Consider the following 22,370-nt stretch of genomic DNA (forward strand, 5'->3'; position numbering starts at 1 on the left):
GGGCTTGTCTCCTCAAGCTAGGCGGGTGCATCGCCCCGGTTTGCCGCATCACCGGGGCGATGCAGCGTGCCCGGCCGCCACAGTTGCGGCTGCTCAACCAATTCGGACATCCAGGGGCGTTGTCCGCGATAGACAGTGAGGCCCTCGGGGATGCCGCGGACCGTGGCGTCGGTGCCTGAAGCATCGATCGTGATCCGCGCATCCCCCATGGGGGCGTTGCTGATGTGGACATCCCCGAAGTCGGGTGGCAGGACCGGATCCAGCCATATGCCGCCCAACGAAATGTGGGTGTCGTACCGCATCAGGCTGGTCACTACGTGGATAGGCGTGGTCGCGGCCCAGGCTTGGGGTGAACAGGCGGTGGGGTAGGGCACCGGCTCGGTGAACCTGGCCCGGTCGAAGCCGCAGAAAAGCTCGGGAAGCCTGCCGTCCGAATACTCCGCGGCTTCCAGGAGTGCCGTGCCGATCCTCTGTGCTTCTTCGATGTAGCCGTAGCGCAGGAGCCCGGACATGATGATCGCATTGTCGTGCGGCCACACTGAGCCGTTGTGGTAGCTGGCCGGGTTATAGGCGGCCATGTCCGTGGCCAGGGTCCGCACGCCCCAACCGCTGAACATCTTCGGAGACATCAGGTGCTCCACGACCGAGGGAACCTTGTCCTCGTCCATGAGCCCGAACCACAGGCAATGGCCCATGTTCGAAGCGCAGGCATCCACTTGGCGCTTGTCCTTATCGAGGGCAACAGCGTAGTAGCCCTTGTCCGGCATCCAGAAGTCCTCATTGAATTTCTGTTTGAGCCGGTCAGCGCGTTCCCGCAGCTCCGAGGCCAAGGCGAGGTCGCCGTCGTCGTAAGCCATCCAGGCGCGCGCCACGTAGGCGCCGTGCACGTACGCCTGTACCTCGGCCAAGGCGATAGGCGCCTCGGCGAGGGTACCGTCAGCGAAGTTGATGCCGTCCCAGGAGTCTTTCCACCCCTGGTTGATGAGGCCGTGCTGGTTGGGGCGGCCGTACTCCACGTAGCCGTCGCCGTCCCGGTCGCCGTAGTGGCGGATCCAGTCGAGGGCGCGGTCGGCGTTGGGCAGGAGTTCGGCGATGGTGTCCTTGGCGAAGCCCCAGCGGCTCACGGACCCCACCGCAACCATAAAGAGGGGAGTGGCGTCGACGCTGCCGTAGTAGGCGGAACTGCCGCGCAAGGCCTGGCCGCTGCTGACGTCCAGGCGGACCTCGTGGAGGATCTTCCCGGGTTCCTCTTCCGTGTCTGTATTTACTTCTTTTCCCTGCCGGTCGGCCAACGTGCGGAGCGTGCCCAGAGCGAGGGAAGGATCCACCGGCAACGCCATCTCCGAGGCCCACAAGGAGTCCCTGCCGAACAACGTCATGAACCACGGAGCTCCCGCGGCCACCACCACCCTTTCCGGGTGGTCCGGGTCCTGGATGCGCAGGGCTCCGAGGTCTTCATAGCTCCGGCGCAGGGTGCGCTGGATGGAACGGTTGCCGATCTGCAGGACGGGAATCTTGGCCACCCATTCCTGCCGGCGCCGGTCGCTGGGTGACAACTCACCCCGTGACGGGTGGCTGAAAGGTTTGCCCTCTGCCGCCGGGAGCACGCTGACCCGGGTGTTCCATTGCCCGAACGCCGGGATGGTGACCCTGAAGCCGAGGGCCTTGGAACCGGCCCCGGCGCCTTCGCCCCGAATGATCACCGACTTCCGGAATCCTTCCCACTGACCCCTGATCTCCAGGGAGTCGTTCTCCACCCGCCGGGTTTCCTTCCATACTCGGGTAATACGGGCTTCCTTGACTTCGAAGAGGTCTGCGAAGTCCGCCTCTGCGGTGAGGGTGATGGTGCAGCGGGCAGGTTGCCTCGAGTAGTTCCGGACGGTGATTTCTTCCAGGATCCCCGCCCCCACTTCGCGCAGACGTTCCACCAGGAGCGGGCTGTCTGCGTAGCCGTCCGGACGGGGAACCCGGCAGGCGAAGAGGGCGCGGTACGGTTCCTTCAGTTCGGCCGCCAGCGGCTCCAACGGTTGGTCGTTGATGCGGAGCTGCCAGCGGGAAAGGATCCGGGTGTCCAGGTGGAAGACGCCTTGGGGCAGGTCGGGGTGGATGTCCCCGTTGGGTCCGGAGATGCAGAAGGACGAGCCTTCCACGAGCGTGATGGTCCCGGCGCCCAGCGGTCCGGCAGCCGTTTCCGTATTCCAACCGGTCATGGGATTGTCCTTCGAACAGCGCGGGCCGGGATGTAGTTGACGGTACGCCGGAGGGCTGTGGGACACCAGAGCCTGGAATGTCCGGCGCCGGTTGCGGCATCCACCCTGATGCCCGTCAGGCACCCGATCGGGCACCCGTCAGCCACCTGAAGTAAACCCGGAGTTCACCGTGAACCCTCTTATCCGAAGCGAATGGCGGTTACAATGAGAGTTGCAGTATTCGCTGATGCAGACCGGCGGTTGTAAAGAAGTACGCCGGAGGACTCTGTAATGACGGACACCCAGATCGGCGCGTTCCTTCGCGAATGCGTTATATACGAAGAAGACAGCGAAGAAGGCTTGGACTTCGAGGCCTTGTACGGCCTCTACATCAGTTGGTGCGTCCTTGGAAACAAGGTTCCCGTTCCGGACAGTGCATTCCGCACGTCCGTGCGCACCAGCGGAGTAAAACACGAGAAGCGCGATGGCGTGCGGTATTACCCGGGGCTCCGGATGATTGGCGACGCCGCCCGCGACTACGTACTCAACAGCATCCCGGACGAAGTAGTGGAAGTAGTCGTTCCGCCGATTCCCGTGACGGAAGTCGAGGATGGCGGGGACGTCGTCCTGCCTGCAAAGGCCGTCTAGGTTTATCTTCAGCTGATGCCCTTAGGATTCGTTCCTAAGGGCATCAGCCATTTAAGCAGCCGGTGTACCGGCGGTAAGGGGCGCAAGTGAAACCATCCATCGTCTGGTTCCGCGACGACCTCCGGGTCAGGGACAACCCGGCCTTGCGGGCCGCCGTCGACGATGGAGCGGCAGTGGCGCTCTACGTCCTGGACGAGGAGTCGCCGGGCATCCGGCCGCACGGCGGGGCAGCAAAGTGGTGGCTGCACCATTCCCTCCTCGCCCTCCGGGAGGACCTGGACGCGTTGGGAATACCCCTGCTCTTGCGCCGCGGGCCCGCTGCTGAGGTGGTGCAGAAAACCACGACGGCGGTGGGTGCGGGCGCGCTGTTCTGGAACCGGCGGTACGGCGAGGTGGAACGGACCATCGACGCCGGGATCAAGGGCTGGGCGGTTGAGGCCGGGCTGCACGTGGAGAGTTTCCAAGCCACCCTGCTCCACGAGCCCTGGAAGGTCAGCACCAAGACCGGCACCCAGTACAAGGTGTTCACCCCGTTCTGGAAGGCGGTGTCTGCTCAGGAATTCCGCGAACCACTGCCGCTTCCCGCTCGTGGCCATGGGTTCACCGGCACGCTTCCGCGGTACGACTCCCTGGAGAGTTGGCAGTTGCTGCCCACCAAACCGGATTGGTCCGGAGGGTTGGCCGCCCGGTGGACTCCCGGGTCCGCAGCCGGCCATGCCCGCTTGAAGGAGTTCGTGGGCAACGGGTTGGATTCCTACAGTGAAGGGCGGAACCGTCCGGACACCGATGGCAGCAGCTCCCTGTCGCCGTACCTGCGCTGGGGTGAACTCAGCCCCTTCGAGGTGTGGCAGGCAATATCTTCCAAGAGGTCGGAAAGTGCCACGATCTTCGCGTCGGAGTTGGGCTGGCGCGAATTCTGCTGGCACCAGTACTTCCACAACCCCACCTTGGCCACGGCCAACCTGCGCAGCGAATTCGACAGGTTCCCGTGGGCCTGGCCCGGCGCTTCTGTCGGAGCGTCTGCCGGCGCTTCTGCCGGCGACGACGGTCGGCACCCCGGGCACGAGTCGGCCCCGGAAGAGCTCCGGGCATGGCAAAAGGGGCGAACGGGGTTCCCCCTGGTGGATGCGGGACAGCGGCAACTGTGGGAAACGGGCTGGATGCACAACCGGGTGCGCATGGTGGCCGCGAGCTTCCTCGTGAAGAACCTGGGGATCCATTGGCAGCTGGGCGAGCAATGGTTCTGGGACACGCTGGTGGATGCGGATCCGGCGTCCAACCCTGCCAACTGGCAGTGGGTGGCAGGCTCGGGGGCTGACGCCTCGCCCTTCTTCCGCATCTTCAACCCGGAGGCCCAGCGCGTGCGGTTCGACCCGCAGGGCAAGTACATCGCGCAGTGGATTCCGGAGTTCGGCACCCCGGATTACCCGGCGGAAATCGTGGACTTGAAAGCGTCAAGGCAGGACGCACTGGATGCCTACAAGGAGCTGCGCGAGGTGCATTAGGCGGCCTTCAAGCCAGCGTCAGCCTCCCGCATTCCTTCCGCAGCGGCCCTCTGGAAATTAGTAGGAAGTCCGAGTATATTCGGCTGCAGAGATGATCTGGATCACATGCATGCACGTGTTCCGGACGTGTTGTGCGGTATTGATCGGCACGGCAGTCACTAATGATGCAAAGGAGCATTTCCACTATGGTGCGCGAGCTTTCACACTACGTAGGCGGCCAAAGGATCGACGGCACGTCCGGCCGGTTCAGCGATGTCTACGATCCCTGCACCGGCGAAGTCCAGGCCCGCCTGCCGCTGGCCAGCGCCGAGGAGGTGCGCAACGCCGTCGCGAACGCCGAGAAGGGCCAACTCGAATGGGCTGCCATGAATCCGCAGCGGCGGGGTCGCATCCTGCTGAAGTTCGTGGACCTCGTCAATGACAACATGGACGAGCTGGCCAAGCTCCTGTCCTCCGAACACGGGAAGACGTTCGCGGACGCCAAGGGTGATATCCAGCGGGGCATCGAAGTGGTGGAGTTCTCCGCCGGGGCGCCGCATCTGCTCAAAGGCGAATTCTCGGACAGCGCAGGCCAGGGGATCGATGTCCACTCCCTGAGGCAGCCGCTGGGTGTTGTTGCCGGCATTACGCCCTTCAACTTCCCTGCCATGATTCCGTTGTGGAAGTCGGGACCGGCGCTCGCTGCCGGCAACTCCTTCATCCTCAAACCGTCCGAGCGGGACCCCTCCGTGCCGCTGCGGCTCGCCGAGCTCTACAGCGAAGCCGGCGTTCCGGACGGCGTCTTCAACGTCATCAACGGGGACAAGGAAGCCGTGGACGCCCTTCTTGAGGACCCGAGGGTCAAGGCAATCGGCTTTGTCGGTTCCACGCCGATCGCCCAGTACATCTACGCCACGGCCGCCGCGCATGGGAAGCGCGCACAGTGCTTCGGCGGGGCGAAGAACCACATGGTGATCATGCCCGACGCCGACCTGGACATGGCCGCGGACGCCCTGATTGGTGCCGGGTACGGTTCCGCTGGAGAGCGGTGCATGGCTATCTCCGTAGCCGTCCCGGTGGGCCAGGAAACAGCGGACGCCCTTGTTGCCAAGCTCACCGAGAGGGTTAAGGAACTCCGGGTCGGGCACAGCCTGGACAAGGACGCGGACTTCGGGCCGGTGGTCGCGGCGTCTGCGAAGGAACGGATCGAGGGCTACATCCAGTCCGGCGTGGACGAGGGCGCCACCTTGGTGGCAGACGGCCGCGGCCTCACCGTTGAGGGATACGACGGCGGCTTCTGGGTAGGCCCCACCCTCTTCGACAACGTCACCAAGGATATGAAGATCTACAAGGAGGAGATTTTCGGTCCTGTCCTGAGCGTCCTCCGGGCGGCCGACTACGACGAAGCGCTCAGGCTCTGCAGCGAGCACGAGTTCGGGAACGGCGTCGCAATCTTTACCCGCGACGGCGACTCCGCCCGCGACTTCGCCAGCCGCGTGGAAGTGGGCATGGTGGGCATCAATGTTCCCATCCCCGTGCCGATTGCCTACTACACGTTCGGCGGGTGGAAGGCGTCCGGGTTCGGCGACCTCAACCAGCATGGCGCGGATGCCTTCCGCTTCTACACCAAGACCAAGACCGTCACCTCGCGGTGGCCCTCCGGTATCCGCCAGGGCGCCAGCTTTGTGATGCCGGCAGGCAGCTGATGGGAGAGCAGATCATCGAAGAAGTGCAGCAGGAAGAAGTTCTTTTCGAGCGGCGCGGCCACCTCGGCATCGTGACGCTCAACCGGCCCCGGGCAGTCAACGCCCTCAATGCCGGCATGGTGAAAGCCATGTTGCAGCAGCTGGCTGCCTGGGCTGACGACGAATCGGTTGCTGCGGTGTTGGTGCGCGGCGCCGGCGATCGGGGCCTCTGCGCCGGGGGAGATATCGTGGCCATCTACAAGGACATGCTGCACGGGGGCTCGGAAACCGCTGATTTCTGGGCTGACGAGTACCGCCTCAACGCCCTCATCGCCAACTATCCCAAGCCGTACGTCGCTTTCATGGACGGGCTGGTGCTGGGCGGTGGCGTAGGAGTTTCCGCGCACGGCTCAGTTCGCATCGTCACTGAACGGACGCGGACGGGGATGCCGGAAACCACCATCGGGTTCGTGCCCGACGTCGGCGGAACCCTGCTGCTCTCCCGCGCCCCCGGGGAAACCGGGACCCACGCCGCGCTCACGGGCGCGCACCTGTCCGGGGCGGACGCCCTGTTCCTGGGACTCGCGGACTACTTCGTCCCGTCCGAAAGCCTCCCGGCACTCACTGAAGCGCTGGAAGGCTCGACGCCGGAAGACGCCGTCGTGCGCTTTGCCCAAGCCGCGCCGGACTCGGCTCTCGCGGCGCAGCGGGAGTGGATCGATTCCTGCTACGCAGCAGAGGACGCGGAAGAGATCGTGCACCGCCTGCGAGAGGCCGGAGGTGAGGCCGCCGACGCCGCGGACACCATCACGGTAAAGTCGCCGACGTCGGTGAAGGTCACCTTGGCGTCCCTGCGGCGGGTGCGGGGGCTGTCCCTGGAAGAGGCGCTGGACCAGGAATACCGCGTCGGTCTCCGCTGCCTCTCCGGCCCCGATTTCCGCGAGGGCATCCGGGCGCAAGTGGTGGACAAGGACCGGAATCCACAGTGGAAGCCGGCCACCCTCGCCGACGTCCACGAGTCCGACGTCGAAGGCTACTTTGCCTCGCTCGGCGAGCATGAGTTGGGGCTTTCCGCGACGCCGGTCCAGTCGGGTTGAAAAGCCGGGCCGATCACGTTGAGGCTACTGCCGTCCAGTTGGAGGAGACGATCATGACAGAAAATGCAGCATCGGCAACGGGACTCATCGCCTTCCTGGGCCTTGGGCATATGGGCGGCCCCATGGCTGCCAACCTGATCAAGGCCGGGCATGAGGTGGTGGGATACGACCCCGTTCCAGCAGCAGTGGAGGCTGCGGTGGCACATGGCATCCCCATGGCTGACACGGCAGCCGACGCCGTGCGGGGGGCTGCCGTGGTCCTGACCATGCTGCCCAGCGGGAAGCACGTCCTGGACGCCTACCGGGGCGTGGGAGGGCCGGGGCTGCTCAGCGTGGCGCCACCGGACACGCTGTTCCTGGATTGCTCCACCATCAACGTTGACGAGGCCAGGGAAGCTGCGGCCCTGGCCGTGGCTGCAGGACACCGAAGCGTGGACGCGCCGGTGTCCGGAGGCGTGGTGGGTGCCGAAGCCGGGACGCTGACGTTCATGGTGGGCGCACTGCCCGGGGACTTCGAGACCGTGAAGCCGATCCTGGAGTTCATGGGCAAGCGGATTGTGCATTGCGGTGATCACGGCGCCGGCCAGGCTGCGAAGGTGTGCAACAACATGATCCTGGGAGTCTCCATGATCGCCGTGGCCGAGGCTTTCGTCCTCGGCGAGAAGCTGGGACTGACACACCAGGCGTTGTTCGACGTCGCGTCCAACGCGTCCGGCCAATGCTGGGCCCTCACAACCAACTGTCCTGTTCCGGGTCCTGTTCCCACCAGCCCTGCCAACCGCGATTACCAGCCCGGGTTCGCGGGGGCATTGATGGCAAAGGATCTCCGGCTGGCGGTGAATGCCCTGGAAAGTACGGGCGTTGCTGCCGAAATGGGGCCACTGGCCTCCAGGATTTACGACGCCTTTGCCGCCGGGGAGGGTGCTGCCCGGGACTTCTCCGGGATCATCACGGATATCCGGGAGAAGTCGCAATCCCCGGGTGCTGCCGGCGGCGACGGTCCGGCGGGGGAATAGGGTGGCATGACGACTACTACGGAAACTACGACGACTACGGAAACTACGGAAGAAGGACGCGGAGTGACCCAGCACCACCAGGACGTAGCCCAGTATCGGAACATCATGGTGGAGCGCCGTGGCCGCGTTGGCCTGGTAACGCTGAACCGGCCTTCGGCGTTGAACGCGCTGAACACGGCCTTGATGAACGAACTCGTTGAAGCCGTGACTGACATGGACCGCGATCCCGGGGTGGGGGCCGTGGTCATCACCGGTTCCGCCAAAGCCTTCGCAGCGGGGGCGGACATCAAGGAAATGTCCGCCAACACCTACATGGACATGTACGCGGCGGATTGGTTCCGGCATTGGGAGGACCTCACGCGCTTGCGGATCCCGGTCATCGCCGCCGTGTCCGGGTTCGCGCTCGGCGGCGGGTGTGAGCTGGCGATGATGGCTGACTTCATCATCGCCGGGGACAACGCCAAGTTCGGGCAACCGGAAATCAACCTCGGTGTTATCCCGGGGATGGGCGGTTCCCAGAGGCTTACCCGCGCAGTGGGCAAGGCCAAAGCCATGGACATGGTGCTCACAGGGCGTTTCATGGACGCGGAGGAAGCCGAACGCTCCGGGCTCGTTTCCCGGGTGGTTCCCGCTGCGGAGGTCGTTGAGGAGGCACTAAAAGCCGCCGAGACCATTGCATCGAAGTCGAAGCCGGCCGCCATGGTGGCCAAGGAAGCAGTCAACGCGGCGTTCGAAATGGGGTTGGCCCAGGGCGTGCTCTTTGAACGGCGGGTGTTCCACTCCCTGTTTGCCACAGAGGACCAAAAGGAAGGCATGGCAGCCTTCACGGAAAAGCGGGAACCGGAATTCAAACACCGCTAAAGGCCTGATTCGATCGTGTGGGGCCCTGGTCCGATCGTGTGGGGCCCTGGTCCGATCGCGTGGGGCCGGCGTCATTTTCGGGTGCGGGGCGCGCAGGCCCGGGCCCGCAGCGCGGAATAGGTGGGGCGCCCGGATAGACTCCTGTTCACAAGAGGGCCTGCAACAGACCACATGGGGAGAGAACATGTCAACGGAGAACGTTCGCGCCGAATCGGTGGACCCTGCTGAGTCATCCGAAGCGGGGACACCGGTGAATACCCTGGCTATTGTGTCAGCCGGTATTGCAGCCCTTGCCGTGGTTGGGCTGTTCCTTGCCGGCATGGCCATCATCGCCGTCTTCGCCGTTGGCGCCGGGCACGTGGCCCTGAACCAGATTGGGCAGCGGCAAGAACGCGGGCGGGCGCTCGCGGTTTCTGCATTGGTGATCGGCTACGGAATTGCCGCCCTTTCGCTCGTTTCGGCGCTGATCTATACGCTCACGCGCTAACTTTCCGGCCACTGCGGCGACACGAATTGCCGCCGAACCCTTCTTCATAGACGGATTATCCCGACGACTGGAAGAAGGACGGCTGTGTCCTGGCAGTTCTGTGACAATTTTGCCTGCCCCAAAGAATGGCATTGGACCGACTTTTCGGAGGTCCCCGAAGCATGTGTGGGCGAGAAGTGGTTGATTACTAAGCATGCTGATAATATGGTCGTGCCGTGACGGAGAAAGAAGCAAAGCTAGCCAATGGGGGTGGCGGTATGGCAGAGCGGAAGGTTCCGGAAGTGATCGATCAGGAAGTAATCCGGCGCGAGGCATCAAGTGTCCTCGCCGCCGGAGACGTGTCGCTTACCGAGTTGTGGATTGAGTTCTTCGCCCGGGGAGGGATGGCAGGCCTCGAGGAATTCGAGGCCTTTGTGCGCGGACTCATGACTGTGGCCAACACCGACCTCCAAATTCTGGACCTGACGATGGACGAACTCCGGAATCCCTAGGCCCTTCGCTGGCCCGCACTCCGGATTCCGTCGTATGCTCTGGCCATGACGGACTCCAAACAAATAGTGGTTGGCTATGACGGTTCCACGGAAGCGAAGCAGGCCGTAACGTGGGCTGCCCGCCAGGCCGTGCTGCGCGGGTGCCATCTTCACCTGATCCACTGCTCGCTCTGGATCCTTGTGAGCTCCGACCTTGGCCCGGTTCCCGGCGTCGCTGACAGCGGGCTGGAACGGGCCGCCGAACGAGTCCTTGAAGAGGGCCTGGCGGTGGTGAAAGAAGCCGAACCTTCCGTGGATGTGACCACCACCCTCCTTCACGGCATGCCTCGGGACCACATGGGCAAACTGTCCGTGGGCGCGGAGATGCTGGTGCTGGGGAGCCGCGGACTCGGCGGGTTCCTTGGCTTGCTTGTGGGTTCTGTCAGCCTGGAGATGGCGGCCACCGCGTCCTGTCCGGTGGCCGTGATCAGGTCCGTTGACCACCCGGATGGCCCCGTTGTGGTGGCTATCGACGACGCCGGCTCGCCCGAAGCGCTCGAGGACGCATGCACCATGGCATCAGTGACAGGAGCGGACCTAAAGGTAGTCCATGTGGTTCCCGAGCCTGCTGGCTTGCGGCGGTTGCGCGACCCGATCGACGCCTACCCGGCGGCCGAGGCCGTCGTGGATTCCGCCGTCCGCAAGGCACGTGAACTGGCACCCCAAACCACTGTGACCGGAGAACTGCAGGTTAACCACTCAGTTCCCCGGGCCATCCTGCAAGCGGCGCCGGATGCCCGGATAGTGGTGGTTGGCACCAAAGGGCGCGGCCTCATCAAGGGGACCATCGGCTCCACTGCACACGCAGTCCTGCATCATGCTCCCGGCCCGGTCCTGGTGTCGCGGCGGAACGCCGGCTAGGACTTACCCGTCCGTGAAATCCCCGGCGTCCCTGCGGAAGGTTCCCAGTACGCGGATGAGGTGATCGACGTCGTCGTCGGTAAAGCCCGACTTGCCGAAGACCTCGGCGTTCAGTGCCGCCGTCGCCCTTTTCGCCAGCGTCCGGCCTTCTGCGGTGAGTTCAATCAGCGTGGTGCGGCCGTCGGTGGGATGCGGCGACCGCGCCACGAGCGCGGCCTTCTCCAAACGGTCGACGGCGTTTGTCACCGACGTGGGATGCACCTGCAGCAGCGCGCTCGCTTTGTTCATGGGCAGCGCGCCGCTGCGGGCGAAGCTGAGGAGTGCCAGTAGCTCGTACCGCGCGAAGGTCAGGCCGAAGGGCTTGAGGACCGTCTCGATGCGTGCGAGCAGTATCTGCTGGGTCCGCATGATGGCGGTGATGGCTGCCATGGGCGCCGCGACGTCGCCCCAGCCGTGCCGTTCCCAGTTGCGTTGGGCGTCGGCGATGGGATCGCGGGGGAGTGGATTGCCCATGGTCCTCCTTCAAGCTCTGAGAGGCTAATCTTTCAGGTTCGGGAATTCTTCCTCCGTGTATTCAACCCCAAGACCTGCCGGGAGCGGACCGTCACTGTGCCTGGCCACCTCCGTGCCGCGCAACTCCACGCGGCGGATCTTGCCGGAGATGGTTTTTGGCAGCTCGCCGAATTCGAGCCGCCGGATGCGCTTGAACGGTGCCAGGTGTTCGCGGCAGTACCGAAGGATATCTTCCGCGATCTCCGGTCCCGGCTGGTAACCCGCAGCAAGGACCACGAACGCTTTGGGAACAGACAGCTTGACCGCGTCAGGGGACGGAACGACGGCGGCCTCCGCCACTGCGGGGTGCTCGATCAGGACGCTTTCAAGCTCGAAGGGTGAAAGCCGGTAGTCCGAGGACTTGAAGACATCGTCGTCCCTGCCGACGTAGGTGATGACGCCGGCCTCGTCCCGGCTGGCCATGTCGCCGGTGTGGTAATAACCGTCCCGGAAGGCCTCCGCGGTTTTTGCTTCGTCGCCGAAGTAGCCCTTCATGAGCCCCACGGGCCGGGGGTCCAAACGCAAGCAGAGCTCGCCGTCGTTGGCTTCCTGCCCTGTGAACGGGTCCACCAGAACGACGTCATACCCGGGCAGCGGACGCCCCATGGAGCCGATCTTCACGGGCTGGGCCGGGGTGTTGGCGATCTGGACCGTTGATTCGGTCTGGCCGAAGCCGTCCCGGATGGTGACGCCCCAGGCTTCCTCCACCTGGCCGATGACCTCGGCATTAAGCGGTTCGCCCGCCGATACCACCTTGCCTGGCGGGTTTTTGAGCTGCTGGAGGTCGGCCTGGATCAGCATCCGCCACACGGTGGGAGGGGCGCAGAAGCTGGTGACGCCCTCGCGGTCCATTTGTGCCATGAGGGCCGAGGCGTCGAAGCGTTCGTAGTTGTAGATGAAGACGCACGCCTCCGCGATCCACGGCGTGAAGACGTTGGACCAGGCATGCTTGGCCCAGCCCGGTGAGGCGACATTGAGGTGCACGTCTCCAGGCTCGACTCCGATCCAATACATGGTGGACAGGTGGCCCACCGGGTAGGAAGTGTGGGTGTGCTCCACGAGCTTGGCGCGGGAGGTGGTGCCGGAGGTGAAGTACAGCAGCAGCGTCTCGTCCCCACGGGTGGGGGCGTCGGGCGTGAAGTCCGTACCGGCGTCGTACGAATCCGCATACTGCCTGCCGTCCGCAGTGGTGCGTTGCGCGCCGATTTCGATAAGCGCGTAGTTACCCTCGACGGCGGCAAACTTGCCGATGTTGGCGCTGCCGACCGCAACCCAGGCGGCTCCGCCACGCTCCACGCGGTCCTGCAAGTCGCGGGGACCCATGAGCGTGGTGGTGGGGATCATGACGATGCCGAGCTTGATGCCGGCCAGCATGAGTTCCCAGAGTTCCACCTGGTTACCGAGCATGATGATCATGTGGTCACCGCGCCGGACGCCTTGGCTTCGCAGCCAGTTGGCGAGCTGGTTGGAGCGCTGTGAGAGTTCCCGGTAGGTACGGCGGGTGGAGCTGCCGTCCTGTTCGACGATTACCAGTGCGGGCTGGTCCTGGCGTGCCGGGTCCCGGGCGAGTTGGTCGAACCAATCCAGGGCGAAATTGAAGTGTTCAAACCGGGGCCACTGGAACTCGCTGTGCGCTTGTTTGTAGTCCTCGCGGAGTTCGAGAAGGCGGTTCCGGGCCGCGCGGAAGTCATCGGTGACTGTCATAGTCCGCCTTTCGTGGGGCAGTCTGCCCGCGTCTGGTAGAGGCATTTCTGCCACCTAGTGATCCACATCACCTTGCAATATACTAGGACATCCAAGGGTTTGGAAGAGCCCGCGCCGGACATGACGAAGGGGTCACATGCTCGACGAGAAAGCCGCATCCACCACAAGTGGAGCCGCTCCCGCTAACGCCCTCCCTCCCTACCCGGAGGCGGACCTGATGCACGTAGTAGACCTGCTTCCCGATGAGGAGCGGGCCCGCTACCGGGAGGTCCGGGAGTTCCTTCAAGCAAGCGTCAGGGCTGCCAGCATCGAATACTGGAACCGGGAGGAATTCCCGTTCGGGCTGCTGGCCGACATGGCGAAATTCGGGCTCGGAGGACTGCAGACCGATGGCTCCTCCACGCTGTTCAAAGGGCTCATGTACACCGAGATTGCGCGGGCCGACGTCTCCCTGTCGGCACTGGTCGGGATCCATAACGAGCTCATCGTCGGCATGATCCATGAGCTGGGTTCGGCCGAACAGAAGCAACGCTGGCTTCCCGGGCTTGAGGCTTTTTCCGTGTTGGGAGCCTTCGCCCTGACCGAACCCGACCATGGCTCGGACATCGCCGGAGGGCTTTCGACGACGGCGCGGCGCGACGGCGGAGAATGGGTCATCAACGGTGCCAAGCGCTGGATCGGGGCCGGAACCATCGCGGACTTCGCGTTGGTATGGGCCCGGGATGAGGCTGACGGCCACATCAAGGGGTTCATCGTGGAGACTGACCGCGCCGGATACGCCGCTACCAAGATCTCGAACAAAATCGGTCTCCGGATCATGCAAAACGCGGACATCACCCTGAACGAAGTCCGCGTTCCCGCTTCGAACCTCCTCCCGGGCGCCACCGAGTTCTCCCGGGCCAATGAACTGTTGCGGGATTCCCGGGCGTGGGTGGGTTGGCAGGCTTCGGGTATTCAACTGGCGGCGTTCGACATCGCGCGTTCCTACGCTCTTGAACGCCTGCAGTTCGGCAAGGAACTTGCCAGGTTCCAGCTGGTTCAGCAGCAACTCGCGGACATCCTGGGCAACGCCCACGCATCTTTGTCCCTGATGGTTGAGCTGGCCCGCATACAACAGGCGGGAAAACTGGAAATGGTGCAGGCCGCCATGGCCAAGGCCACAACGACGCGCCTTGCCCGGTCTTCCGTGGCGATGGGCCGGTCCTTGCTGGGCGGTAACGGCATCACCACGGATTACGAGATGGGGAAGCTCTTCGGTGACGCCGAGATCCTCTACACCTACGAGGGCAGCTACGAGATCAACTCCCTCATTGTTGCCCGGGCGGTCACCGGGAAGTCGGCGTTCGTGTAGGGGCACGTGGGTGTAGTCAAGCACCGTTACTGATATCGGTTCTGAGTGACAGGATCCTTCGTGATTGCGGAGGGTCCTGTTGTTTTGTTGTCCCAAGGCGCCCAGGCTCCCTGGCTGGGGGCGCGGAGGGGTTGCTGGAGGCGCGGAGGGGTGGCTGGGGGCGCGCCAAGTGACCGGGGTGTGCCGGGCGGCCGTGGGTGTTTCCTGTTTTGGGGCAGGGTGTCATGTTCGGTTGGGTGTGTGGTGGTGGTTTCGTTGGGGTGTTTGGGTGGGGTCGATGTGGGGTGGTGGTGTGAACCATGGGATGCCTTGGTGGGTGGTGATTTTCCATTGTTCTTTGTGGATGAGGTGGTGGTGGTGTGAGCACAGGAGGGTGCCGTTGTTGGTGCTGGTGGTGCCTCCTTGTGACCAGTAGGTGATGTGGTGGGCTTCGCACCAGGGTGCGGGGATGGTGCAGTCGGGGAAGGTGCAGCCTTGGTCTCTTGCGGCGATGGCTTTGCGGATGTGGGGTGGGAAGATCCGGGTGGTGCGGCCGATGTTGAGGACTTGTCCGTTGGTTCCGAGGAGGACGGGCAGGATGTCGGCGTCGCAGGCGATTTTGCGGATGGTGCTGGCGTGGATGGGGCCGGTGAAGGTCGCTGTTGCGCTGCCCGGCCGGGCTGAGGAGCCGCCCTTGTCTGGCCGGGCTGGCCGGGTTGGCTGGTCTGGCTGGGTTGGCTGGTGTGGTGGGTTTTGGAGTTGGGGGTAGAGGTCGTTGGCGTTGATGGTGACGGTGAGTTGGGGTTTGAGGCCTCCGTTGGCGGGGAGTTTGCCGGTGCGCAAGGCGTAGTTGCAGCCGGTGATGAGACCGTCGAGGAGTTTCTGGGCGCGGGAGCGGCGGTCCAGTTCGGGCCCTGGTGTGCTGTGCCCGGTGACCCTCGCGACACTGACCGTGCTGACGGTGTTGGCGTTGCTGACGCTGGTGGCAGCGCTGACGGCGCTGACGGTGCTGGGGCTGGCAGTAGTGCCCGCGCTGGTGGTGTTGGGGTTGTTGTGTGGGGTTAGGCGTGGGTTGGTGGCGGTGTTCATGGTGGTGATGAGGGTTTCGTATTGTTCGTCGGTGGCGAAGATTTCGATGTGGTGGAGTCCGCGGCGGGGTTTGCGGATGAAGGCTCCTTGGATGGTGCGGAGTTCTTCTTCGGTGGGTTCGGGTCCGTCGTGGTCGATGCGGTTGATCCAGTGTTGGGCGGTTTTGGCCAGGAAGTCGGGGTCGTTGTGGGTGGCGGTGCGGGTCAGGGCGTGTTCCATGGTGGTGAGGGTGTCGGGGTGGGCGATGAAGGCGACGCGTTCGAGGGCTGTGGTGATGATGGTCGCTGAGCGGGAGGGCACGTCGGTGGCGGCGAACGCGGTGGCGAGGTGTTCGTGCCGTGGGGTGGTGGTTTCTCCGGTGAGGGAGGTTCCGGGCAGCAGGAGCGCGGCTTGGGTCAGGCGGCGGCGGGCTTCGCGGATATCGATCCGGAGCCTGGCGCGCAGGAACTCGGCGGCGTTGCGGTACCCGTCATCAAGCACCGAACCCGCCCCCGCCACAGAAGACCGAACAGCACCGGACCCCACAACGGCCCCAACCACAGCACCGGCACCGGCACCGGCACTGGAGACGGGACGACCAGCCCGGGCACATGCTTCCGTCCCCGCCCCGGACGACAGGACACTACCGGACCCCGCCCGGGTGTCGGGTGCGGTAACACCGGGGGCCGGTACGGCAGTGGTGCCGGGTGTGTGCGCGTGGGCGGTGTGTGGGGTTTCGGTCCAGCCGGTCCGCCAGCCCGGGACGGGCTTTGCGGGGTTGTGTTTGGCTTCGGTGCGGGTGCGTTCGACCGCGTGGGCTGCGATGATCTGCAGGTAGCCGATGCTTCGGGAGAGGTCCTCGACCCGGGCAGCGAAGTCTGCCGCTTCCTGAACATCGAACACCCGTCCTGCCGGTAACGCCAGGGCACGCGCAGTCTCCAACACCGCCGCCCCGTCCTCCAACGCCTCCATCACATCCTCAACGACCCCACCGCCGCCGGAAGGGTATTTGCTGGGAAGGTCACCGGCGCCGGGAGGTCCACCGCCGTTGGCAGCCGCAGCACCGGGCGCACCCGCCCGTTCCACCACATCCTGCCCGCTCAAACCCATAAACCAAGCCTTCCACCCCACCCAGACCCTGTAACCAGCCCCCATCCTGTATGTGGAAAAACCAGCCGGGAAACTGCGGGCAGGGTGCGCGAAAGAGTCCTGCCCCCGGTCAGAAACCCCGAAGGGTTGTGTACCGGAGGCAGGATGTTTCGTCGAAGGCTTACTTTTCGCAGGCCACTCCGTCTTTATCTCCGTCCAATCCCGCCCTGTAGCCGGGCTGTCCGGCGTACAAGGGTGCGGCACCGGCAGCCCTGGCCGCCGCGCAGTTGGCGTAATACGCGGGCGCGGGTGCCGGGGGCACGACAGCAGGGGCAGGTGCAGGTGCAGGTGCCGGGGCTGGGGGTACAACAGCCGGGGCAGGGGGCACGACAGCGGGCGCAGGTGCCGGGGCGGCAGGCGCAGGCGCAACAACAGCCGGGGGAGCAGGCGCTGCCGGAGCCGGCTCAACAGCTGCGGGTGATGCCGGAGCCGGTGTCTCAACCGGGGCCTTCTCATTCGTGGGCGCAAGCTGTCCCGGGCAGCCCGTCAGGATACCGACCATGGCGTCGTGCTCCGCCTGTGTCACCCAGAGGCTGTAGGTGGCTTTCACAGAAATCTGACGGGCGACGTACTCGCACCGGAATGACTTGTGTGGCGGCAACCAGGTCGCTGCGTCGCCGTCGCCCTTTTGCTGGTTCGTAGGCCCGTCGGTGGCCTGCAGGTTCAGCGGATCATTCGCCAAAGCGGTGCGTTGTCCGAGGCTCAGCTGCTGGGCGCCTTTCTGCCAGGCGTCGCTCAGGGCAACGACGTGGTCGATCTGAACGGCAGCGCTGGTGCTGGCACCGCGCACAAAGCCAATGGTCCTGGCCGTGTACGGATCCGCGAGAGTACCGCTTTGGACTTTGCAGGGAACGCTGTTGGCGTACGCGATCTGTGTGAGGTCGCGCTTGAGGATGTCGTTGCGGGTGTCGCATCCGTTGCGGTCGACGTCGGCCCAAGCCTGCCCGAACTCATCGCGGTCGTAGCCGGTTTTCGGGGCGCGGCCCTTGATGGGCAGCGTGGCCAGGACGTCCAGCGCCTTTGAGGCGTACGCCGGCTGTGCATGCGGAGGTTTGTATGACGCTCCGGCGGCGAGAGCCTTGGTGACGTCGGGATCCAAGGGGGCTCCGGCGTCGGACGCGCTGGACGTTGGCGTTGGCGTGGCTGATGCCGACGGCGAAGCGGAAGCGTCCACCAGCTTCTGCGCCTCGGCAGCAGCTTTGGAAGCCTCCAGCGTTTCCCTCGGTTGAGCAGGGCTCAACGCGCCGCCGGCAACGAAGAAGACCAAGGCGCCGGTCAGGACGATTGCTCCGGCGCGGCGACCGCCGGGCAACAACGCCCAGGAAGGCCGGCCTGTGGCTACCACGTAGATTCCGGTCAGCAAGGCCAGCAGGCCAAGCATGATCAGCATGCCGCCGAGTCCGGATGCGAAGGCGCTGATTATCAGCAAGAGAACAGCGATGATGCCCATGCAAATTGTTGACGTGGGCAGCCGGAATGAACCCGTCCCGGGCGGGATGTGATTGGACACGAAGAAATCCCCATTTCGATATCGAACCGTGAGTCAGCGGCCGATGATGAGAGCGCTTGTGGCTGAACGCCCTCGGGGATTCTAGTATTCGAATTACAGGTTTGTGATTCCGCCCGGATTATGACGCCGGCCGAAGTGCAGGCGGGCCGTCATGGCCCGCCATAACCCGGGGATCGGGGCGCTTGCCGTCCCGGACGTGCGTTGCTCAGAGATTCGCCTCCGCGTAGATCCGCAAAGCGTCGCGGACGAACATCGCCCCTGCTTCTCCGCCGTAGTTCGCGGCGAACCGGGGGTCTGCCACATACATCTCGCCGAGGCCGGTAACGTAGCCCTTCACATCTCCGCCCGGGGTGGCGGATGGTGTTCCCGGAATGCCGCGAAGCCATTCAACATGCCGCTGCGCGAGGTCCTGCGCTTCCGGGCTCTCCGGCGATATGCCGGCGGAGGCCGCCGCTATCCAGTCGCTTCCCAGTTTCCCGGCCCGGCCCTTCCAGTCCTGCTTTTCTTCCGGGCTCATGCCACGCCACCAAGAGTCGCTCTTGGCGTAGGCGTCCTTGCCCCATCGCTCCTCCACCTCGTCTTTGTATTGAGTGTGGTCGAAGCCGTCAAACATGTCCTGTGCCATGTAGTTTCCATCCCCTTTCAATGTCTTGATGGTTTGCTGAACGGAGGCCATCTGCCGGGCCAGTCGATCCCGTTCTTGGCCGAGCCACTCCAAATGGCTGCTGAGGGCCCTGACGGTGTCTGTCTCCCGAGCCAGCACTTCCGCGATTGCGGGAAGGCCAAGCCCGAGCTCCCGGAGCAACAGGATGCGCTGGAGCTGAACCAAGGCCGGACCGTCGTAGTAGCGGTAACCGTTATGTCCGGTCCGGCTTGGTTTGAGCAGCCCGATATCGTCGTAGTGCCGCAGCGTCCTGCTGGTGGTTCCGGCCATCTTGGCGATTTCCTGGATCGACCAGTCCATCCGTCCTCCATCCTGTGCCTGTTCTTCGACAGTAGGCGTTGACGTTACGTCAAGGTCAACATCTCAAGGTCAAGGGATGGATCACTGTTAGTCAGCGAGGATCAGGTAAAGCGCCCGACGGGTTTCGTCGAGCTTCGCGATGGCTGCCTGCCGCTGTTCATCGGAGACTCCCGAGCGGAACTGGTGGATGACTCCCATCAGCTTGCCCACGCTCTGGTGGAAGGCGGCGCCGCTGGCGTCGGCTTCGGTGTTCCAGGCGTTGGCCAATTCCTCTTCGTGCTCGGCGACGTAGGCACGGCCTTCATCGGTGAGCGTGAATTCCGTGCGCTTGCCTTCGCCCACAGCAGCAATGAGGCCTTCGTCCACCAGTTGCTGCAGGGTCGGGTAAACGGATCCCGGGCTTGGCCGCCATGCGCCGGAGGTCTTCTCCGCGATGGTCTTGATCAGGCCGTATCCGTTGGAAGGAGTTTCGGCCAGCAGCGAGAGGATGGCTGCCCGGACGTCGCCGCGGTTGCGGCGCGGGCCGCCCGGTCCGAAGCCTCGGGGCCCAAAACCGCCCGGGCCGAAACCCGGACCAAAGCCTGGACCGAATCCACCGCCATGACCACCAGGGCCACGGCGTCCCCTGCCGCGGTTGAAGCGGCCGCGGCCGCCCCCGTGCTCAGGGTGCCCATGGCCGTGTTCTGGAAATGCGTTGTTGTCGTGTTCGTGGATGCCTTTCATCGCAGCATCTTCCTTTCGGTTGTAAAGGTCGCCGAAGGATTATCGGCGATACTTAACGATATATCGGTGAAGATCAAGTCGTCAACGGGAGGTGATAGAGCGATCGGCTGTCGGGGGTGGGGCGTGATAGAGCGATCGGCTGTCGGGGGTGGGATGTGATAGAGCGATCGGCTGGAGGGGGTGGGGCGTGATAGAGGGTTAAAGAACGACGGCGGGTGCCGACTTCCGTATGGAAGCCGGCACCCGCCGTCGTACTAGAGGCTGTCTGCCTAGGGTGCGGTGACGCTGGTCAGGCCCGGTGGGCTATTTCCACCACGTGTCGAAAATGGTGACCGGGACAGTCCGCTTGTGGCGGGTCCGCAAGTACCTCTGCTCAATGATTTCGGCGACGCCCTCGGGTACGTCGCGGCCTTCGAGGTAGTCATCGATCTGGTCGTAGGTGATGCCCAGTTCGTCCTCGTCGGTCCGGCCCGGCTTGTCATCCAGCAGGTCTGCCGTGGGAACCTTCTGCCACAGGCGCGCGGGTGCGCCGAGTTCGGCCAGCACTGCACGGTTCTGGCGTTTGTTCAGTCCAAACAGCGGCAGGATGTCCGCACCGCCGTCGCCGTATTTCGTGAAGAAGCCCGTGACGGATTCGGCGCCATGGTCGGTGCCGATCACCAGATAGTTGTGTTCGCCCGCAAGGGCGTACTGCGCGATCATGCGTGCGCGGGCCTTGGTGTTGCCCTTGTGGAAGTCTGAGATCTCCGCGCCCGTGGTCTTTTGGAACTCGTCCTCGAAGCCGTCCACGGCGGCGGCGATGTTAAAGGTCCACTCGGTCTTGGCGTTGATGAAGTCCATGGCTGCCTGGGCATCATCTTCGTCGTGCTGCACGCCGTAGGGGAGCCGCACGGCCACAAAGTTCGCGTCCACGCCTTCTGACTGGAGTTCTTCCACCGCCAACTGGGCGAGCCTGCCCGCCAGCGTGGAGTCGAGCCCGCCGGAGATGCCCAGGACGAACCCCTTGGTACCGGTCGCCTTCACATACTCCTTCAGGAATTCAACCCGTTTGCGGACCTCCCCCGCGGGATCGATCCGGGGCTGTACGCCCATTTCCTCAATGATTGTGGCCTGGAGTTCGCGCATGGGTTCAACACTAGTCAGCGGGATCGCAAAGCCTCAACCATCATGAAGCGGCGTGCCCAAGTAAGTCGCAGTTGTGCGCGTTCTGAGCCCGCTAAACGCGCTCTGCTGCTACCTACTTGGGTGCCTGGCCGGTGGAGCCGCGGACCGTGAGGTGCGTGGGCATGACGGAGCGGCTCCGGCTTCCGCCGCCGGCCAGGGGGTTCAGCTGGGCCAGCAGCATGGACACGGCCATCCGCCCGGCCTGTTCAATGGGAGAGCTCAGCGTGGTGAGGGGAGGGTTGCAAAAGTCCGCCCCGAAAATGTCGTCGCAGCCTACGATGCTCATGTCCTCAGGGACGCGGATGCCCCGTTCCCGCAGCCTTTGCAGCATGCCGATCGCTATGAGGTCATTGAACACGATGCATGCGCTCACCCCGCTGTGTACGGCGGCATCGGCTGCGGCAGCGCCTGACTGGGTCTTCGGAACAAACGGACCCAGCAGCCGGACCTCGATCCCACGGTCCTCGGCAGCGGCTGACAGTACCGCCCAGCGTCGGGAACCCGATTGGGACACGACAGGCCCGGAAACGTAGGCCACCGAGGTATGTCCCAGGGAGATGAGGTGGTCAAGTGCCTGCGTCATGGCCGAGGGGGTGTCAATGATGACAGCCGGTACACCCTCTACATCGCGGTTGACGGTGACCATGGGCATCCGCGTCGCAGCTTCCGCGAGGGCGGCGTCGTTCAGGCGGGAGGCTGCCACAATTACTCCGTCCGCGCTCTTGCGCAGCTGATCCAGCGTGCTGGCCTCCACCTCATCAGACTCCTCGGTATCCACCAGGAGCTGGGTGTAGCCGGCGGCCTTCAGTTGCAGTTGGGTGCCACGGATCAGGTCGAAGTAGAAGGGGTTGGTGATATCCGGGACAAGGACGCCAACAGCGCCCGTTTTGCCGGAGCTCAGGGCTTTTGCTTGGGAGTTGGGCGTGTAGTTAAGTTCGACGGCGGCAGCCCGGATCCGCTCGCGGGTGCGGATATTCACGCGCTCGGGATTGGTCAGGGCACGTGAGACTGTTGACGCCGCAACGCCGCACAAGGCGGCAATGTCATGGATGGTGGCAGGGCGCTCTGCTGCCACGGGTTGCGTCGCCATGGGCGTTCCTCTCTGAACGTCGAAAACGGTTGTGACCACTGCCACACCGTTGGTCAAGATTGCCATAGTTGGCAGCAAATGGCAATCGGTTGTCAACGGTGTGCCAGACTCGCTAGACTCAGTCGGGAAGCAAGCCCTGTGAACCCCATCACTCCTGCTGGCCCGCGGCCCCGCGGTTCCGCACGGGCGAGCACCCGCAACCGCCTCCGGTGCTGGCGTAGCCGACGCAACCGCCGGCAACGCCAGCAGATTCACCGG

19 protein-coding genes are annotated in these 22,370 nt (G+C 64.3%); 10 read left to right on the forward strand and 9 right to left on the reverse strand.

The window, feature by feature from the left end; all coding sequences use genetic code 11:
- Positions 1–17: 17 nt before the first annotated feature.
- Complete coding sequence (locus RI444_RS02535) at positions 18–2,210, reverse strand: amylo-alpha-1,6-glucosidase (protein WP_179014026.1); 2,193 nt, start codon at positions 2,208–2,210, stop codon at positions 18–20.
- A gap of 270 nt (positions 2,211–2,480) precedes the next feature.
- Here RI444_RS02535 and RI444_RS02540 point away from each other — a divergent pair, with 270 nt between their 5' ends.
- From RI444_RS02540 to RI444_RS02580, 9 genes are all read left to right on the forward strand, one after another.
- Positions 2,481–2,837, forward strand: coding sequence for a hypothetical protein (locus tag RI444_RS02540; RefSeq protein WP_021471062.1), 357 nt, complete (start codon positions 2,481–2,483; stop codon positions 2,835–2,837).
- Positions 2,838–2,923: 86 nt separating this feature from the next.
- Positions 2,924–4,342 (forward strand): cryptochrome/photolyase family protein, encoded by a 1,419-nt coding sequence (locus RI444_RS02545; protein ID WP_021471061.1) that lies wholly within the window; start codon positions 2,924–2,926, stop codon positions 4,340–4,342.
- Positions 4,343–4,527: 185 nt separating this feature from the next.
- Positions 4,528–6,027 carry a CoA-acylating methylmalonate-semialdehyde dehydrogenase gene (locus RI444_RS02550; protein WP_021471060.1) on the forward strand — a complete coding sequence of 500 codons (1,500 nt, stop codon included), beginning with the start codon at positions 4,528–4,530 and terminating at the stop codon, positions 6,025–6,027.
- Positions 6,027–7,103 carry an enoyl-CoA hydratase/isomerase family protein gene (locus RI444_RS02555; RefSeq protein WP_021471059.1) on the forward strand — a complete coding sequence of 359 codons (1,077 nt, stop codon included), beginning with the start codon at positions 6,027–6,029 and terminating at the stop codon, positions 7,101–7,103. Before RI444_RS02550 ends, RI444_RS02555 begins: the two co-directional genes overlap by 1 nt.
- A 53-nt stretch (positions 7,104–7,156) precedes the next feature.
- Positions 7,157–8,119 (forward strand): 3-hydroxyisobutyrate dehydrogenase, encoded by a 963-nt coding sequence (mmsB, locus tag RI444_RS02560; RefSeq protein WP_207605169.1) that lies wholly within the window; start codon positions 7,157–7,159, stop codon positions 8,117–8,119.
- Between the two features lie 105 nt (positions 8,120–8,224).
- Positions 8,225–8,980, forward strand: coding sequence for an enoyl-CoA hydratase (locus RI444_RS02565; protein WP_031216081.1), 756 nt, complete (start codon positions 8,225–8,227; stop codon positions 8,978–8,980).
- Positions 8,981–9,164: 184 nt separating this feature from the next.
- A complete protein-coding gene (locus tag RI444_RS02570) occupies positions 9,165–9,467 on the forward strand; it encodes a DUF4190 domain-containing protein (RefSeq protein ID WP_021471056.1) in 303 nt (100 codons plus the stop codon).
- A gap of 215 nt (positions 9,468–9,682) precedes the next feature.
- The gene (locus RI444_RS02575; RefSeq protein ID WP_128397167.1) at positions 9,683–9,958 is read left to right on the forward strand and encodes a hypothetical protein; all 276 of its coding nucleotides are present in this window, start codon (positions 9,683–9,685) and stop codon (positions 9,956–9,958) included.
- Between the two features lie 45 nt (positions 9,959–10,003).
- Positions 10,004–10,858, forward strand: coding sequence for a universal stress protein (locus tag RI444_RS02580; protein ID WP_207605168.1), 855 nt, complete (start codon positions 10,004–10,006; stop codon positions 10,856–10,858).
- A 3-nt stretch (positions 10,859–10,861) separates the two neighbouring features.
- Here RI444_RS02580 and RI444_RS02585 read toward each other — a convergent pair whose 3' ends face one another.
- Positions 10,862–11,371, reverse strand: coding sequence for a MarR family winged helix-turn-helix transcriptional regulator (locus RI444_RS02585; RefSeq protein ID WP_021471053.1), 510 nt, complete (start codon positions 11,369–11,371; stop codon positions 10,862–10,864).
- A gap of 24 nt (positions 11,372–11,395) precedes the next feature.
- On the reverse strand, positions 11,396–13,114 hold the full coding sequence (locus RI444_RS02590) for an AMP-binding protein (RefSeq protein WP_207605167.1): 1,719 nt from the start codon (positions 13,112–13,114) through the stop codon (positions 11,396–11,398).
- Positions 13,115–13,250: 136 nt separating this feature from the next.
- On the opposite strand from RI444_RS02590, the gene RI444_RS02595 reads away from it, so the two are divergent.
- Positions 13,251–14,465 (forward strand): acyl-CoA dehydrogenase family protein, encoded by a 1,215-nt coding sequence (locus RI444_RS02595; RefSeq protein WP_021471051.1) that lies wholly within the window; start codon positions 13,251–13,253, stop codon positions 14,463–14,465.
- Positions 14,466–14,687: 222 nt separating this feature from the next.
- Here the strand turns inward: RI444_RS02595 and RI444_RS02600 are convergent, their stop codons facing one another.
- The 6 genes from RI444_RS02600 to RI444_RS02625 all read right to left on the reverse strand — a co-directional run bounded on the left by RI444_RS02600 (position 14,688) and on the right by RI444_RS02625 (position 22,112).
- Positions 14,688–16,622, reverse strand: a complete 1,935-nt coding sequence (locus RI444_RS02600; protein ID WP_316963862.1) for an HNH endonuclease signature motif containing protein — start codon at positions 16,620–16,622, stop codon at positions 14,688–14,690.
- 160 nt (positions 16,623–16,782) lie between these two features.
- Positions 16,783–18,111 carry a DUF1524 domain-containing protein gene (locus tag RI444_RS02605; protein ID WP_021471750.1) on the reverse strand — a complete coding sequence of 443 codons (1,329 nt, stop codon included), beginning with the start codon at positions 18,109–18,111 and terminating at the stop codon, positions 16,783–16,785.
- Between the two features lie 265 nt (positions 18,112–18,376).
- Entirely contained in the window at positions 18,377–19,135 is a 759-nt protein-coding gene (locus tag RI444_RS02610) for a MerR family transcriptional regulator (RefSeq protein WP_021471749.1), read from the reverse strand.
- Positions 19,136–19,222: 87 nt separating this feature from the next.
- Complete coding sequence (locus RI444_RS02615) at positions 19,223–19,858, reverse strand: PadR family transcriptional regulator (protein ID WP_207605166.1); 636 nt, start codon at positions 19,856–19,858, stop codon at positions 19,223–19,225.
- A gap of 303 nt (positions 19,859–20,161) precedes the next feature.
- On the reverse strand, positions 20,162–20,983 hold the full coding sequence (gene nadE / locus RI444_RS02620) for an ammonia-dependent NAD(+) synthetase (protein ID WP_207605165.1): 822 nt from the start codon (positions 20,981–20,983) through the stop codon (positions 20,162–20,164).
- A gap of 112 nt (positions 20,984–21,095) precedes the next feature.
- On the reverse strand, positions 21,096–22,112 hold the full coding sequence (locus RI444_RS02625; RefSeq protein WP_207605164.1) for a LacI family DNA-binding transcriptional regulator: 1,017 nt from the start codon (positions 22,110–22,112) through the stop codon (positions 21,096–21,098).
- Positions 22,113–22,370 lie beyond the last annotated feature (258 nt).

It is taken from the genome of Paenarthrobacter sp. AT5 (genome assembly GCF_032764245.1).
GTDB classification, from domain to species: domain Bacteria; phylum Actinomycetota; class Actinomycetes; order Actinomycetales; family Micrococcaceae; genus Arthrobacter; species Arthrobacter ureafaciens.